At 44.5% G+C, this 16977-nt stretch carries 7 protein-coding genes; 5 read left to right on the top strand and 2 right to left on the bottom strand.

Translation table 11 applies throughout. From position 1 onward, the window contains the following. Positions 1 to 476 precede the first annotated feature (476 nt). The 4 genes from dnaE (at position 477) to CHA01nite_RS10385 (ending at position 14342) form a co-directional block, all read left to right on the top strand. Positions 477 to 5156 carry a DNA polymerase III subunit alpha gene (gene dnaE / locus CHA01nite_RS10400; protein ID WP_146941251.1) on the top strand — a complete coding sequence of 1560 codons (4680 nt, stop codon included), beginning with the start codon at positions 477 to 479 and terminating at the stop codon, positions 5154 to 5156. A gap of 343 nt (positions 5157 to 5499) precedes the next feature. After that, positions 5500 to 8712 carry a fibronectin type III domain-containing protein gene (locus CHA01nite_RS10395; RefSeq protein ID WP_146941250.1) on the top strand — a complete coding sequence of 1071 codons (3213 nt, stop codon included), beginning with the start codon at positions 5500 to 5502 and terminating at the stop codon, positions 8710 to 8712. A 313-nt stretch (positions 8713 to 9025) separates the two neighbouring features. Further along, the gene (locus tag CHA01nite_RS10390) at positions 9026 to 12232 is read left to right on the top strand and encodes a fibronectin type III domain-containing protein (RefSeq protein WP_146941249.1); all 3207 of its coding nucleotides are present in this window, start codon (positions 9026 to 9028) and stop codon (positions 12230 to 12232) included. A gap of 175 nt (positions 12233 to 12407) precedes the next feature. Further along, positions 12408 to 14342, top strand: a complete 1935-nt coding sequence (locus tag CHA01nite_RS10385; protein WP_170234719.1) for a T9SS type A sorting domain-containing protein — start codon at positions 12408 to 12410, stop codon at positions 14340 to 14342. A gap of 161 nt (positions 14343 to 14503) precedes the next feature. On the opposite strand, the gene CHA01nite_RS20495 is transcribed toward CHA01nite_RS10385, so the two are convergent. Both CHA01nite_RS20495 and CHA01nite_RS10380 read right to left on the bottom strand, forming a co-directional pair. Then, positions 14504 to 14662: a hypothetical protein gene (locus CHA01nite_RS20495; protein WP_170234718.1), complete on the bottom strand. Its 159-nt coding sequence runs from the start codon at positions 14660 to 14662 to the stop codon at positions 14504 to 14506. Between the two features lie 42 nt (positions 14663 to 14704). Beyond that, positions 14705 to 15532, bottom strand: coding sequence for an ion transporter (locus tag CHA01nite_RS10380; protein ID WP_146941247.1), 828 nt, complete (start codon positions 15530 to 15532; stop codon positions 14705 to 14707). Positions 15533 to 15879: 347 nt separating this feature from the next. Here CHA01nite_RS10380 and CHA01nite_RS10375 point away from each other — a divergent pair, with 347 nt between their 5' ends. Then, positions 15880 to 16977, top strand: coding sequence for a Nif3-like dinuclear metal center hexameric protein (locus CHA01nite_RS10375; RefSeq protein ID WP_146941246.1), 1098 nt, complete (start codon positions 15880 to 15882; stop codon positions 16975 to 16977).

The raw sequence follows: 16977 nt of genomic DNA, 5'->3' as shown, positions 1-16977 counted from the left end.
AAAGATTTAAAATCTTTGATTTAATTGGTTTTTAAGTCCGTGTTCCGGACGGTTTTATTTTCCTGCAGCTTCATCCGTCTTCCGTTTTTCCCGTATGAATGAACGGGCATAGCCACCCGTCCATCTGAGGCTATGCCACGTGCCCGTCCATAGATACCCCACGCGTCCGTCCTCAGGCATACCACGTGTCCGTATAGGCCGGATCTGTCTTTCTGATATCAGCGATACGCGGATGTCAGTCAGTATCCGGAACGGCTTGTCAGAGAACGAAATTCTTTAAATAACCCGGTACAAAAGTCTGATGAAAGTAATGTCTAAAAAAGAATGGTTTGCAGGTTTAAACAACATCGGGGATTTGTCATTTCATTCTGGGACAAGTGTCATTATATCAATTAAAAACACCCCTGTTTTAACGGTAACATCAAAAAAATGAAGTAACTTTACATTCTCTTTTTAAATAAAAGCTGAAATAGTACATGTATTTAGTTTTTGACACAGAAACCACAGGGTTACCAAAGAATTTCAACGCTCCGCTTTCAGACTCAGACAACTGGCCAAGAATGGTCCAGATTGCGTGGCAGCTGCATGATGATAACGGAACGTTAATTGAAAATCAGGATTATATTATAAAACCGGAAGGGTACGATATTCCTTTCAACGCAGCAAGGATACACGGGATCACCACCAAAATCGCCAATGAAGAAGGGCGCGACCTGGAAGAAATCCTGCACGAATTTTCCAAAGTGCTGGAAAGGGTGAGGGTTGTTTCCGGGCACAACGTAGAGTTTGACTACAACATCGTAGGGGCCGAATTTTACAGGAAAAATATGAAGGACAACCTTCAGGAAAAACCCAGGGCCGATACCATGATCCTGGGAACCGATTTCTGCAAGCTCGGCGGCGGAAGAGGGGGGAGGTACAAATCTCCGAAACTGGAGGAACTGTATGAAAAACTGTACGGGCACAAGTTTGACGAAGCCCACAACGCGGCAGCCGACGTAAACGCCACGGCGCAGGTTTTCTTTGAAATGATGAGAATCGGGATTATCCCTGCCGAAGTACTGAAGGTTTCGGAAGACCAGCTGGCGTATTTCAAAACACTGCATCCGGATCCGGTTAAGCCTTTCAATATTGTGATCAGAAGGCAGGTTGCGGATTTCAATAATAAGAAAAAACAGAAGGATTTCGGTAATATCGATGAGATTGATCTCGGAAAATATTTCAATTTCAACAACCACAGTGTTTTTTCTACGCTGACTGCCACTTCGAGCATCAATGATTTAATTAAAAAAGCAACGGAAGAAAATTTCCCTGCCGTCGGTATGGTGGACCTTGGAAATATGATGGGGGCCTTCAAATTCGTTTCGGCGGTAGAAGGGGCCAATGGCGACCGTGCTAAAAAACATAAAGAATATTTGGCCAAAAAGCAGGAGGCGGAAGAAAACGGAACCGAATTCAATGAGCCGGAGCCGGTTTCACAACCCCTGATTCCTGTCGTAGGCTGCGAATTCTATATTTCGGAGCGTTATGAACAGAAGCAGTTTACCAAAGATGATCCCGACCGGAGGACACAGGTGGTCCTGCTGGCCAAGGATTTTAACGGATATAAAAATTTAGCCAAGCTTTCCAGTATCGGGTTCCTGAAAGGATTCTATTTCGGCGTGCCAAGGATAAGCCGGGATCTGATTGCCCAGTATAAGGAAGGGATTATTGCCCTGACTTCAGGAATCCACGGGGATATTCCCGATGCGATCCTGAATACCGGTGAACAGAAGGGGGAGGAGCTCTTCAGATGGTGGAAAGATACTTTCGGGGATGATTTCTATGTTCAGCTCCAGAATCATAAACTGCCGGAGGAAGAACATTTGAATGATGTATTGCTGCATTTTGCCGATAAATACAATGTAAAAATATTAGCCCAGAATGAAACGTTCTATACCAACAAGGACGATTCCAACATTCAGGATATCGTAAGCTGCATCAAGGATGGTGAGAAGCTGTCGACGCCTGTAGGAAAAGGTTTCGGGAAGAGAAGAGGGCTGGCAACGGAAGAGTATTACATCAAAAATTCAGATGAGATCAAAGAAGCTTTCCTTGCTTATCCGGATGCTTTTGATACCTATGAGGAATTTTTTGCAAAATTCAGTCCTTATACTTTAAAACGTGACGTTTTGCTGCCGAAATTCGATATTCCGCAGGAATTTATTCATCCCGAAGATGATGTGGACGGCGGAAAACGCGGAGAGATGGCCTATCTTACTTATCTTACGTACGAAGGGGCAAAAAGAAGATACGAACCCACAGGCGGAATTACCGATGAAATCAGGGAGCGTCTCGACTTTGAGCTGGAAGTTATTGCCAATACCGGATATCCCGGTTACTTCCTGATTGTTCAGGATTTCTGTAACGAAGCCCGGAAGATGGGCGTCTGGGTAGGGCCCGGCCGTGGTTCCGCCGCAGGTTCTGCCGTGGCCTACTGCATCGGGATTACCAATGTGGATCCTATTAAATACGATCTCCTTTTTGAGCGTTTCCTGAACCCGGAAAGGGTTTCCATGCCCGACATCGATATCGACTTTGATGATGAAGGCCGGGATAAGATTATCAAATGGGTGATTGATAAATACGGGCAGAACCAGGTGGCACAGATCATTACCTATTCCGTTCTCGGAGGGAAATCGGCCATTAAAGATGCCGGAAGGGTACTGGATCTCCCGATTCCCGATACCAACAACATCGCCAAGCTTATTCCTTCCGTTCCGGGGATGAATATCGCCAAGGCTTTGGCCAAATATGATAAATTAAGGCCTGAAGATCAGATGCTCGTGGATGAAATGCGGTACGTACTGGACAGTTCTTCAGATCCGCGGCACAGTGTGCTTGCCAGTGCCAAAAAAATGGAAGGCTGTATCCGGAATACCGGAATCCACGCCTGCGGGGTAATCATTACGCCGGAAGATGTGAGCAACCTGGTGCCTGTGACCATTGCAGCAAAAGATGCCGATATTCTGGTTTCACAGTTCGACAACTCGGTAGCCGAAAGTGCTGGTCTTCTGAAAATGGACTTCCTGGGTCTGAGGACCCTGACCATTATTAAGGATGCCCTGAAGCTGGTAAAAGAAAGGTACGGGCTGGATATCGATCCGGATGAGATTCCGCTGGATGATACCAAAACCTATCAGCTCTTTAAAGAAGGTAGGACCATCGGGATCTTCCAGTATGAAAGCCCGGGAATGCAGAAGTACATGCGGGAGCTGAAGCCAACGGTTTTTGCCGATCTTATCGCTATGAACGCCCTGTACCGTCCGGGTCCGATTAAATACATCCCGAATTTCATCAACCGGAAACACGGGATTGAAGAGATTGTCTACGATTTACCCGAGACCGAAGAATATTTAAAGGAAACCTACGGGATTACCGTCTATCAGGAGCAGGTGATGCTGCTTTCCCAGAAACTGGCCAACTTTACGAAAGGGGAAGCCGATACGCTGAGAAAAGCGATGGGGAAAAAGCAGATCGACGTCCTGAATAAAATGTACCCCAAATTCATCGAGGGCGGAAGAAAGAACAACCTTGATGAAGGCAGGCTGGAAAAGATCTGGAACGACTGGAAAGCTTTTGCCGAATATGCGTTCAACAAATCCCACTCCACCTGTTACGCATTCGTTGCCTACCAGACCGCTTTCCTGAAAGCCAATTATCCGGCGGAGTACATGGCCAGCGTCATGAGCAACAACATCAACAATACCGAGTCGATTACCATGTTCATGGAAGACTGTAAAAGTATGGGGGTGGATGTACTGGGACCTGATGTGAATGAATCGCAGTATAAATTTTCGGTAAACGAAAAAGGCCAGATCCGTTTCGGGCTCGGGGCCATCAAAGGAATCGGGGAGGGGCCGAGTGAAGCCATCACCAGGGAAAGAAAGAACGGAAGATTTAAAAATATCTATGATTTTTTCGAAAGGATCCTGCCTTCGCAGATGAATAAAAGGGTAGCGGAAAGCCTTGTGCTGGCCGGTGCTTTTGATGAATTGGATTCTTTCCACCGCGGTCAGTATTTCGATATCGACATGGCCGGAAAAACCAACCTCGAGCGACTGATCCGCTACGGACAGAGTTTTCAGGAGAGCAAGAACGAGATGGAATTTTCACTTTTTGCCGATTTTGCCGATGAAGTACAGATCGAGCAGCCCAAGCTTGCCCCATGCCCGGAATGGCCGAATATGCATAAGCTGAACAAAGAAAAGGAAACCATCGGCTTTTACCTGTCTGCGCACCCGCTGGATGAGTTTAAGTTCCAGTTCCGGTTCATGCAGGGCCAGCTTTCCAAAAAGGCAGTTCTGGAAAAGGAGGAGGAAGTTAAACTGGTAACGGATGAAGTTCCGGTTCTCGAACAGGAAACGCCTGAGGATGTTGCCGACCTGGTAGAAATTGTTTCCGACGAGCCGCTTACCGGGGAAGAGGAAATTATAGAAGAAGTCACGAAAAAAGCCGAGCCGAAAGGCGCCTTCCATTTCCTGAATCTCGATGAGGTGGATGCTTACAAAGAGCAGGCATTTGCCAACAAGCAGGAAGAGCTGTTTGAGGAAAAGAAAAAAGACTGGAAAACCATACAGAAAGAAAGGGAAAACGGCGGTGGCGGAAAAGAATACACGGTGGCCGGGCTGATTACGGAATATCGGGTACAGGACGGTTTCAGGAGCGGCGAAAAAGTAGCTTTTGTAACCCTTGAGGATTACTCGGGATCGTATTCTTTCCGTTTGGGTGACCGCGATTATATGAAGCTGAAAGAAAAGCTGGAAGTTCAGCGGTTCGTGATCTTTAAAATTAAATTTGCCCAGGTAAAAGACGGCAGGGTCTTCGTAAATGTAAATGAAGTGATTGAGCTGCAGGAAGCCTTTGAACGGTTTGCAAAAAGCATTTCGCTGGTCATGGATGTGATGGATTTCCGTCCGGAAGACCTCCAGTTTTTCAGAAACGTGCTGGAGAAAAACCAGGGGAACCAGAAGCTGAAATTTTACATTAAAAACGTAGAAGAAGATGCTGCGGCTGAACATCTCGAAGTACAGTCGATGAAACATTCGGTCAATCTCAGCGGTGAACTGATCAAAGAGATCCAGCTGCTGAACAAATATGAGTTCTATTTAAATTAAAAAAAACAATTCTGATTTAAATTTTTAATGTAAAAAGAAATAGTGACTAATATTGTCACTATTTTTTTTAGTTAAATAAAAAAACAAAAGCAATGCAGTGCATAATTTACAGGTGGCTGTATCATGCTAATTCTCAATTTTGGGATTAAAATACAACAGGCTTATTTGTAGTGATTTATAATTTTTACTTAAGTTGCGTTTTTATTAATAAAATCAAATGTTTGTTTGTTTTTAGTTTAAAATATTCTTCTTTATTTGGTGAATTAATAAAATAATTAACCATTAAGTAAATTAATTGTGGTTTATTCCTATCTTAGTAGCCCTAATTTTAATTTGCTAAATAATGAGAAAATTTCTACTCACCTGTGCGGTGGCTCTAGGCGTGGGGCTATCTGCACAGACCAACATTGCCGGCTATTCTTTTACCAAGAACACCGCGGCAGCTTACACTCCCATTACCGGTGGAACGGTTTTTACGTCGGGAACATACGATAATTCCGTTTCTCCCGCGATTACCCTGAGTTCGCCTTTTCCTTTCGGAGGGACTACGGTTACTACCTGTTACATCAGTACCAACGGATTCATCACTTTTGGTGCTGCACCGGCAGCTACGAATTATACCCCTTTGTCAACCCTGGAAACGGGTTCATTAGGTGCGGTTTCTGCTTTCGGACAGGATGCCGGGACAGATCCGACAACCAATACGACAGCCTCTCCTGAAATCCGGTATCAGGATCTGGGAACTGAGTTTGTGGTACAGTATAAAGATCACGCCAATTACTTTAATAAATCAACGGAAAAGTTAAATTTCCAGATTCATCTGGTGTACGCCACAGGTGAAGTTAATATCGTTTACGGAAACAACAGCAACCCGGGAACCACATCCACTTCCGGAACAACGCCTCAGGTAGGTATCAGAGGAAACTCTGTAACGTATACTACCAACGTTAATAACCTGATGATCGGCAATGTACCTGCCGGCACAACCTGTGACTGGTCGAAAGCCGTAACCGGTTATGCAAACAGCAGTACCATGCTTTTTTCCGGTACGACAAACGCTAACGTTAAAATTCCTACCGGACTGAAATATACATGGATGCCGGGAACCCAGTTGCCGGTGAGAACTTTTACCGCTACGTCAGCAGTTACCAATAACGGTGCAACGCTTAGCTGGACCGCTCCTGCCGGTGCTACGGGATACAATATCCAATACAGGGCACTGGGAAGCTGTGACTGGACAAACTTCAGCGGAAATCCCGTTTCGGCCGCTACTGCCACACTGACAGGTCTGGCACAGAATACTGTTTATCAGGTGCAGGTGCAGACTCTGAACGGGACTGCCCAGTCTATCTATTCTCACATTCCTAATGCGGCAGGTACGGGAAGCGGATATGCAACAGCCGGATCTTTCACAACATTGGCCAACTGTACCAGCACGGTTACCGGACTTGCCTCGTCTGCACTTACTCCGGAAACGGCAACCATCAGCTGGACCGCTTCAACAACTCCTCCGGCCAGCGGGTATGAATACTATTACAGTACTTCTTCTACTGCGCCTACCAACACCACTGTACCTTCAGGTTCAACAGGTGCCGGCATTGTTACGGCTAATATTTCGGGACTTACCCCAAGTACAACCTATAATTATTGGGTAAGAGGAAACTGTAATGGAACGGATAAAGGCGTATGGTCCAGCTCCGCCACATTTACTACACTTTCTTTATGTCCTACCGTATCAGCTCCTGCGGCGGCGGCTGTGGATGTAAGTACCAATCCAACGATAACCTGGACGGCAATTAACGGCGTAACGGGCTACAAGTTACGGGTAGGTACTACTGCAGGAGGAACGGATGTTCTTAATAATATAGACCTTGGAAATGTTACTTCCTATACTTTTACGTCTCCGCTGAGTTCAGCAACAAAATATTATTATTCGGTAAGCGGCTATACGGCAACAACGCCTGCAGCAACCTGCAGTGAAAGGTCTTTCACAACTGCATGCGGTGCTGAAAGTGCGCCGACAGCCAACCAGGCTTTCACCGCTTTCGTACCGAACTGCTGGAGTCTGGCTAAAGGCGATGTGACAGCCAATTCTACACTAACCTATGTTACCAACAAATGGCTTGCAGAAGCAGGTTTCGCAAACACAGGTTCTAATGCTGCCGTAAGAATCAATCTGTACGGAACCAATACCGGTGACTGGCTGATTTCCCAACCGATCAATCTTGGAACCACTGCCGGTCTTTACCGCGTGAAATATAAAATGGCGGTTACCAGCTATCTGGGTACCACTGCACAGACTAACCTTGGAACGCATCTGGTACGGATGATTATTTCTACCGATGGCGGAACCACATGGAGCAATGCCAACGTTTTAAAAACCTATACGGGTACAGGATCTTATTCAAATACAGGTCTGACCGAAACGGTAAATCTTACCGGTTACAGCGGAACGGTTAAAATCGCCTTTGTAGCAAGTACGAGCTCTACTTCGCCGGATATCGATTTCCATATTGATGATTTTGTTGTGGAAGCAATTCCTTCCTGTCTGGAACCTACCGCAATACTTGCAAATAGCATAACTTCCAGCGGAGCTACAATTTCATGGACTGCTCCGGCAACCGTACCGGCTAACGGATATCAGTTGTACTACAGCACTTCGAATACAGCACCTACAGGTACCACTACTCCTAACTTAACAGGTATTACAGGAAATTCGCAAGTGTTAAGCGGACTTGCTCCTGCTACGATGTATTATGCTTGGGTAAGATCCAACTGCAGTGCATCATCAACCAGTGCCTGGTCAAATGTTGTCAGCTTCACTACATCATGTACTGCTGTAGCTACATTAAATGAAAATTTCGATACGACTGCCACGGGAAGTCTTCCGGTATGCTGGACCAGTATAGGATCTACTGCCAGTTATGCAGCCGTAAACGCCAGCAGCGTAATGAGTGCTCCGAATGTTTTATACCTTTATACCAGCGGCAGTTCTACCGGTATGGCTGCTACACCTGAGCTTTCCAATTTACAATCGGGTAATTATACCCTTAAGTTTAAAGGAAGAGCCAATTTAACTGCCGGAGGAATCGTTCAGATCGGGTATCTTACAAATCCAGCAGATACTTTTAGTTTTGTAGCATTAGGAAGCTATACTTCCACCAGTACTACGGCTATCGATAATTATTCACTGGATATCACCGGAGTGCCTGCAGGGGTTAATAAACTTGTATTCAAGCATACCGGAGCACCTGCCAACAGTGTGCTTATCGATGATGTTACCTATCAGCTGAACCCTAACCTGGCAACTTCTGAAGCATCGGTGAAAAACAACAGTATTAAAACATATCCGAATCCGTTTTCCGATGTGTTGAATATTTCCGATGTTTCAAATGTGAAAAACATTATGGTAACGGATGTTGCAGGAAGACTGGTTAAGACCATCAGCAATCCTTCCTCTGAACTTCAGTTGGGAGAACTGAAACAGGGACTGTATCTGATAACTTTAGAAATGAAAGATGGTTCCAAACAAGTGATTAAGACCATTAAGAAATAAAATAAATTTTCAGATAGATATTTTAATTATCAGAATAGCGGCAGTTTTTGCCGCTATTTTTTTTGATTTGTCTAAAAGGGATAAATTCTTAATCGCTGTAAATCAATCATTTGTGATAAATATATAACTATTTGATTCATAGCGTATTATAAATTAATTAGAATTATTAGATATTCATCTTATTGTGATAAATTTTGTTATTTAATCAATATTTTACATTAAAAATTAATTAAAATTTAATATTATATAATTTATGGTGCTTTTTATTTAAAATTATTTAATAATTTTATGGTACTAATTTAATTTACATAGAATGAAAAAACTTTTACTCACGTGTATGATATCTTTAGGGATAGGGCTGTCTGCACAGACCAACATTGCCGGGTATTCTTTTACCAAGAGTACGGGGGCTGCGTACACTCCGATCACGGGTGGGACGGTTTTTGCCTCGGGAACCTATGATGATTCGGTTTCCCCTGCCATTACCCTGAGTTCGCCCTTTCCGTTCGGCGGAACTACGGTTACCACGTGCTACATCAGCACCAACGGCTTTATAACTTTTGGCGGTGCACCTTTAACTTATACGTACTCACCCTTATCGACTTTGGATACAGGTACGTTGGGAGCGGTTGCGGCTTTCGGACAGGATGCGGGAGCGGACCCGACCATGAATACGTCGGCTTCTCCTGAAATCCGATACCAGGATCTGGGAACTGAATTTGTGGTTCAGTATAAAGATCACGCCAACTATTATAACCGGTCTACTGAAAAGTTGAATTTTCAGATCCACTTGGTCTATGCTACGGGTGAAATTAATATCGTTTACGGAAACAACAGTAACCCGGGAACGGTATCCACTTCAGGAACGACTCCTCAGGTAGGTATCAGAGGCAATTCTGTTGCTTATGCTACCAACGTTAATAACCTGATGATCGGTAACGTACCTGCCGGAACTACTTGTGACTGGTCGAAAGCGGTAACCGGTAATGCGAATACAAGTACCATGCTCTTTTCCGGAACGGCGAATGCCAATGTTAAAATTCCGACCGGACTGAAATATACCTGGATGCCGGGAACCCAGCTGCCGGTAAGAACTTTTGCCGCTACAACAGGGGTTACCAACAGCGGTGCGACTCTTAACTGGACTGCTCCTTCCGGTGCAACTGCTTATAATCTGCAATACAGGGTTGCAGGAAACTGCGACTGGACCAGTTTCCTGGGAAATCCTGTTTCAGCCGCTACAGCTACACTTACCGGGCTTGCTCAAAATACTACCTACCAGGTACAGGTGCAGGCGCTTAACGGTAATGCCCAATCCATCTACTCTCATATTCCCGATCTGGCAGGTACCGGAAACGGATATGCGGCGGCAGGATCTTTTACAACCGTGGCTAACTGCCCGAGTGTAGTAACGGCACTTACCTCATCCAACGTCTCAACCACCACAGCAACAATAGGCTGGACTGCCCCTGCTTCCGTACCGGCCAGTGGTTATGAATATTACTACAGCACTTCACCTACGGCGCCGTTCAATACAACGCCGGCTTCCGGTTCAGTGGCAGCAGGAGCAGTTACCGCGAATTTATCAGGTTTAACGACGGCTACCCAGTATTATTTCTGGGTAAGAACAAACTGCAACGGTACCGATAAAGGTTCATGGGTAGGATCATCATCATTTATTACCTTATGTAATCCTTTTCCGATCCCATATTCTGAAAACTTCGATACTACTCCTGTAGGATCATCAACAAATACCAACGCCCCGACATGCTGGAAGTATCTTGAGCCTTCAGGCTGGGCCGGCTATGGCTATGTTTACGGCAGCTATTATACGTCTGCCCCTAACGGGTATTATATTTCCAGTGACGCGGCATCTACCGGTGGCGGAATGTTGGTTTCTCCTGTTACTACAAATTTAATGAGCGGTTCCAACAGGGTGCGGTTCCAGGCAAATGCCGGCGGTTCCGGATATACCATGGAAGTGGGAACACTGTCCGACCCGAATGATGCAAGCACATTTACAGCTATCGGAAGCCCTATTGCCTTAACGACAGCCTTCACTCAGTATGTGGTTAATATTCCTTCAGGAACCAGTCAGTATCTTGCATTCAGACATTCCGGAGGAGGAACGTACCGTTCAATCCGTTTAGATGATATCAATGTGGAGCCTGTACCTTCGTGCCTGGAGGTATCCGGATTAGCATCTGCAAATGTTTCCGCATTACAGGCCTCTTTGAGCTGGAATGCTTCCGCATCGGCTCCTGCAAACGGATATGATATTTATTACAGTACAGCCAATACGGCTCCTTCGTCCACCACCACACCTACTGTGAGTGCGAATTCCTCAACTACTTATACGGCATCAGGCCTTGCACCTTCTACTGCTTATTACGTTTGGGTAAGGTCAAATTGCAGTGCAACGAATAAAAGTATCTGGACCGGACCTGTTTCATTTACAACATCTTCTTTATGTCCTGCCGTAACTGCACCGGCTTCAGGTGCTCAGGGATTATCCACAGCTCCTACCATTACATGGGATGCCATGCCTTCTGCTACAGGGTACAGATTGACGGTAGGAACTACTTCCGGAGGTACCGATGTGCTGAATAACGTGGATCTTGGAAATGTAACTTCCTATACATTTGCGGCTCCGTTGGCTGCAAATACCAAGTATTATTATGTGGTAAATGCATATGCCGGAAATGCAGTATCCTCATCCTGTACCATCAGGAACTTTACGACTGCCTGCAGCAGTACAATATCAAGTCTTCCATGGACTGAGAATTTTGACGGTTTAACCACATTGGGCTCACAGATAGCGCCATCCTGCTGGGTAGTGGGTGCCGGTACGAAATCATGGACTTCCATGAATGCTTCATCGACTTCCTTTAATACACCGAAGTCAGCACCGAATTATATGACCCTACAATACGGATCAACGGATCCAAGCCAATTGTGGACTCCGATCTTCCAGTTGACGGCAAATACCTCATACACCTTCTCGTTCTATTATAATACCAACGGTACTTCATCCGGTTTCATAGGGTATACGGGAAATGTGGTTGTTAATAATACTCAGAGCATGACCGGCGCTACGGATCTTGGTACATTTATTACTGCGACCCAGGGAACAACCGCTTATACCCAATATACGGTAAACTTTACACCGTCTGTAAGCGGAAAATACACCTTTGGAGTGAATGTTTCTTCTACGGGAAGCCCTTGGTATCTGGGTGTTGACGACTTCAGCCTGACCCAGTCAACATTAGGGACTTCAGAAGTTGCGGCCAATGATAAAAATGTAAAAGTATACCCGAATCCTTTCTCAGAAATCTTGAATATCTCTGATGCAACAAATGTAAAGAATATCCTGGTAACGGATGTTGCGGGAAGATTGGTTAAAACTATTGCCAATCCTTCTCAGGAACTCCGTCTGGGAGAGCTGCAACAGGGAATGTATCTGATAACCCTGGAAATGAAAGACGGTTCGAAACAAACCGTAAAAGCAATTAAAAAATAAATTTTAATAAACGTATGATTAAAGCAGCAACTAAAAAAATCAGTTGCTGCTTTTTTTAATATTAAAATGAAAATTCGTTTTAATATTGAATTATTATTATTAATTTAGTACCTATCACAGAAATACTTTATAGTTTATGACAAAATTTCTACTTTCATGCTTATTATTTTTAAGTATGACTCTTTCTGCCCAGATCAGTCTTGGGGCCGGAAGCACCAACCTTGGAGTTGCTCCTGTAAGTACCTACTATGGGTATTCTTACGTGCAGCAGATCTTTACCAAACAGGAAATCAATGCCAATGCGGCAGGAAACATCACGGGACTTAAGTTCTATCTGGACCCGTCGGCCACGATCGCAAACTCGTCACAGTGGGTGATTTACTTGGGAATGACAACAAAATCCTCTTTTGCATCGGATTCAGACTGGATCCCGTCTACTCAGCTGACGCAGGTATTTTCAGGAACCGTAACCAATGCAAATGGGGTAATCAGTATTACTTTGCCTACCCCCTTCGCGTATAACAACTCTTCCAACCTGGTGGTAGCGGCGGAAGAAAATTCAGCAGGATATGATTCGAACAACAGCCAGGAAGCCATGTACGTTTATCCGGGTGCCCAGAATTCTACGCTCTGGTACCGGAACGATTATACCGATCCGGATCCGGCTTCTCCTCCGGCAGGCAATGAGAGAGCCAATTATAAATCCGTCATTACCATTGAAGGCCTTGCCCCGAATCCGATTCCTGCCTGCCCTGTTGTAATTTATCCTGATGCCAATGCCGGTTTTATACCGCTTACTCCAACCATAACGTGGGGTAACGTATCGGGAGCAACCAGTTATAAAGTATCTATCGGAACTACTCCCGGCGCAACGAATGTGGTTAATCAGGCCTCGGTAACTACTAACAGTTTCACGCCTTCTGCACCACTGGCAACGGGAACCAATTATTATCTTAAAGTAACGGCTGTGGGTTCGGGAGGCGAATCTGCAGGATGCAGCGAGAGAATGTTTTCTACCGTGCCGCCCCCGCCGTCCAATGACGAATGTGCCGCGGCCATTACCCTTACGGTAAATCCTGATCTTAACTGCGGAGCAGTAACTTCCGGATATACGTTGGGGGCAACGGATTCCAATGTGGATCCGGCTCCTTGTTACGGAACTGCAGATGACGATGTATGGTTTAAGTTTACAGCAACGGCCACCAGACATAGAATTTCTCTGCTGAACGTTGTTTCTACCGGAACCACCGTGGATACCGATACCTATTTCCAGGTATTCAGCGGAGGATGTGGTGCGCTAACCAGCGTCTTCTGCTCGGATCCTACTTCGGCTATGGTATCCGGACTTACCGTGGGGCAGACTTACTGGGTAAGAGTATATAGCTATTTCGGGGCAGGCAACAGCCAGGGCTTTGATATCTGTATAGGAACCCCTCCTCCTCCTCCTGCAAATGATGATTGTTCAGGAGCGCTTACGGCAACAGCTTTCCCTTATACTTACACCCAGAATGATGCTGCCGGTGCAACCAACAACGGAGGATTTGTTACGGTATGTACCAACAGCGGAATGAACGACGGAACCTGGTTTAAGTTTACAGGTGACGGGGATACTTATAATATTACGGTGACGATGCCGTCAGGAAGTACTTTCGATCCCAAAATCGGTGTATTCAGCGGAAGCTGTTCATCCCTGGCTTGCGTGGATACTAGAGATAATGCAGCAGGAGGCGGTACCGAAACCATTTCCATCCCTACCACAGCGGGAACTGTCTATTATGTGAATGTAGGACAGTACAGTGATTATATTGATGAGCCTGAAGATGTTTTCACCATCAACATGACCAAAGGAGTTTTGGCTGTTTCGGATGTAAAAGCAGATCTTAAGAATACCATCAAGCTGTATCCTAACCCTTTCAGCGATGTACTGAATATCTCGGATGTCGCCAAGGTAAAATCCGTCTCGGTATCTGATATTTCGGGAAGATTGCTGAAAACCATTGACAATCCTTCTTCCGAACTTCATCTCGGAGAATTGAAACAGGGGGTCTATATGGTAACACTTTCCATGAAGGACGGTTCCAGACAAACTGTTAAGGCAATTAAAAAATAAATAAATGATCTCATGAATAAAGGCGGCCCCCTCGGGGCCGCCTTTATTATTTAAGATATTCAGATGTTAAAATTACCGGTAGTCCGGTTTTAATAAATCGAAGAGCTGCATTTTTATCCTTGAGTCCTGTAACCTGAATAATTCAGATAAAATCTGCTGATTTATTTATCAGAAACAGGTTGTATATCCCCGGTACTGAGTCCTGAGAAAACGGCAGGAAAAAAGGTGACAAGGATAAAATAAATAACCACCATTAGTACAATTGCCGAAAACAGTACAACGACCAGCATATTCGGCTTATTTTTCTTTTTAGGTTCCATGATTCCGTAGTATTTTAATTAATAGATTACTGATATTTTCTATTAAGCTAATTTCTTGCCACATTGCTTGCAATACCGCGCATCGTCGTCAATATCCTCATTTCCGCACCGTTCGCATACCTTTTCAAGATTCTGTCTTTTGTTCCTCATCTCTGCCGTTACAATTCCCGTAGGTACGGCAATAATGGAATACCCGGCCAGCATCAGGACTACGGCAAAGAATTTTCCCAATGGGGTAATAGGGGAAACGTCACCGTATCCGACCGTCGTTACCGTTACCACCGCCCAGTAGATCGATTGAGGAATGGTTTCAAATCCCGGCCGTCCGCCTTCCACCATAAACATCAGCGAACCCACAATGACCGAGAAAATGATCAGGAACAGCAGAAAGATGTATATTTTCCGGGAACTGTTCCGCAATGCACGCACGATCACGGTCCCGTCGTTCATGAAATCCAGGAGGTTGAATACCCGGAATACCCTGAGCATTCTCAGCATCCTGAAGATCAGGAAATATTTGGTCACCGGAAAAAGAAAGCTTAGGTAGAAAGGGACCAGGGCAAAGAAATCGATAATTCCGAAAAAGCTGAAAATGTAGCATTTTTTGTTTTTAACGACGGCAATCCTCGAAAAATATTCTGCAGAGAAAAAGATGGAAATGATCCATTCCAGGATAATAAACGTATAATGGAATCTCTTATCCAGCTTTGGAATACTCTCCATCATGATAATGAAGGTACTGATGAGAATGAGTACAAGCAATATGATATCAAAAAGTTTTCCGAGCCTGGTGTCGGATCTGTAAATGATTCGGTATAAATGTCTTTTCCATAGCTGGTCTCCGGGAATCAGCTGATGCTCCTTTTCCATTCAGTAATTGTTTATCATAACGAAGTTAATCATTTTCGGAGGGAACATGATGAAGAAAACGGTGTTAATTTCTGAGGCTTGATTGCAGGCACTTCCTGCCGGATACTTTATTATAATCAGGCTGATTAATTAAAAAATTAAATTAAGGCTCATCCAGTCAGCGTTTTTAAATAGAATTTTCTTTAATAAAGTGAAAAAATGTTTGTCTGCTCATCAGGATCTTTGATCAAATTTTTGGTAAGAGAAGCTTCCCGCATCCAGTTTCCATCTTCGGACTTATTAATCCGGGTTCTTCTTCGGGTTCACGTTAAAAATTAATATCTTCGTCCTGTTACAAATAGTAAATCATGAAACTAAGAACAGTAATTTCAAAAATAGAGGAACGCATTAAAATAAGCCAGGCGGAAGATTTCGATAATGTGGGTCTGCTGTGCGGATCATGGGACCGCGATGTCAGCGGAATCCTGGTCTGTCACGACGCGCTGGAGCAGGTGGTGGAAGAAGCCATCCTTAAAAACTGCAACCTGATTGTATGCTTTCATCCGATTATTTTTTCAGGGTTAAAATCGCTTACCGGGAAAAATTATGTGGAGAGGGCTGTTATTAAGGCTATTGAAAATAAAATAGCCATTTATGCCGTGCACACGGCTTTCGACAATGATTTCTCCGGAGTCAACCGCGGAATCTGTAATCAGCTGGGATTAAAAAACCTGAAAATACTACAGCCTAAAAAAAATAACCTCAAGCAGCTTACGGTTTTTGTTCCTAAGGAATATTCGGGCAAAGTAAGGGAAGCGCTTTTCAGTGCCGGGGCGGGAAACATCGGTTTCTATGACGAATGCAGTTTTACCATAAACGGAGACGGCACTTTCAGGCCTGTTGAAGGTTCAAATCCTTTTTCGGGACAGCAAAACGTAAGGGAAAATGCGGATGAAGATATGGTGTCTGTGATTTTTGAAGATTATAAACAGGGACCGATCGTCAATGCCATGAAAACAGCTCATCCTTATGAAGAGGTGGCGCATCAGATCTACAGCCTCGACAATACCAACCCGTATTCCGGGCTCGGGATGTACGGCGATTTTGAGGAACCGATGGAGGAGCATGATTTCCTGAAATATGTAAAAGAAAAATTCGGGCTCGAAGTCATCAGGCATTCCGGCTTCAACAGCAAAAAAATAAAAAGGGTAGGGGTACTCGGCGGTTCCGGAGCCGGTGGTATCCGCTCTGCAATTTCCAAAAAATGTGATGCTTATCTTACGGGAGATGTCAAATACCATGATTTTTTCCTCGCAGAATCCAAAATGCTGATCTGCGATATCGGGCATTTTGAATCAGAACAATTTGTAACTCAACAATTATTTGAAATTTTATCACAAAAATTTAGTACCTTTGCAATCTCAAAATCTATTGAGAAAACAAACCCGGTAAATTATTTCATTTAA

Source organism: Chryseobacterium hagamense (assembly GCF_007991455.1).
In the GTDB taxonomy this organism is placed as follows: Bacteria; Bacteroidota; Bacteroidia; order Flavobacteriales; family Weeksellaceae; genus Chryseobacterium; species Chryseobacterium hagamense.
This window is presented reverse-complemented; position numbering and strand designations above follow the sequence as displayed.

Excerpts from the sequence above, each read along its gene's own strand:
- CHA01nite_RS10395 (WP_146941250.1), top strand. The coding sequence starts at position 5,500 with ATGAGAAAATTTCTACTCACCTGTGCGGTGGCTCTAGGCGTGGGGCTA.
- CHA01nite_RS10380 (WP_146941247.1), bottom strand. The coding sequence starts at position 15,532 with ATGGAAAAGGAGCATCAGCTGATTCCCGGAGACCAGCTATGGAAAAGA.
- CHA01nite_RS10375 (WP_146941246.1), top strand. The coding sequence starts at position 15,880 with ATGAAACTAAGAACAGTAATTTCAAAAATAGAGGAACGCATTAAAATA.
- CHA01nite_RS20495 (WP_170234718.1), bottom strand. The coding sequence starts at position 14,662 with ATGGAACCTAAAAAGAAAAATAAGCCGAATATGCTGGTCGTTGTACTG.
- CHA01nite_RS10390 (WP_146941249.1), top strand. The coding sequence starts at position 9,026 with ATGAAAAAACTTTTACTCACGTGTATGATATCTTTAGGGATAGGGCTG.
- dnaE (WP_146941251.1), top strand. The coding sequence starts at position 477 with ATGTATTTAGTTTTTGACACAGAAACCACAGGGTTACCAAAGAATTTC.
- CHA01nite_RS10385 (WP_170234719.1), top strand. The coding sequence starts at position 12,408 with ATGACTCTTTCTGCCCAGATCAGTCTTGGGGCCGGAAGCACCAACCTT.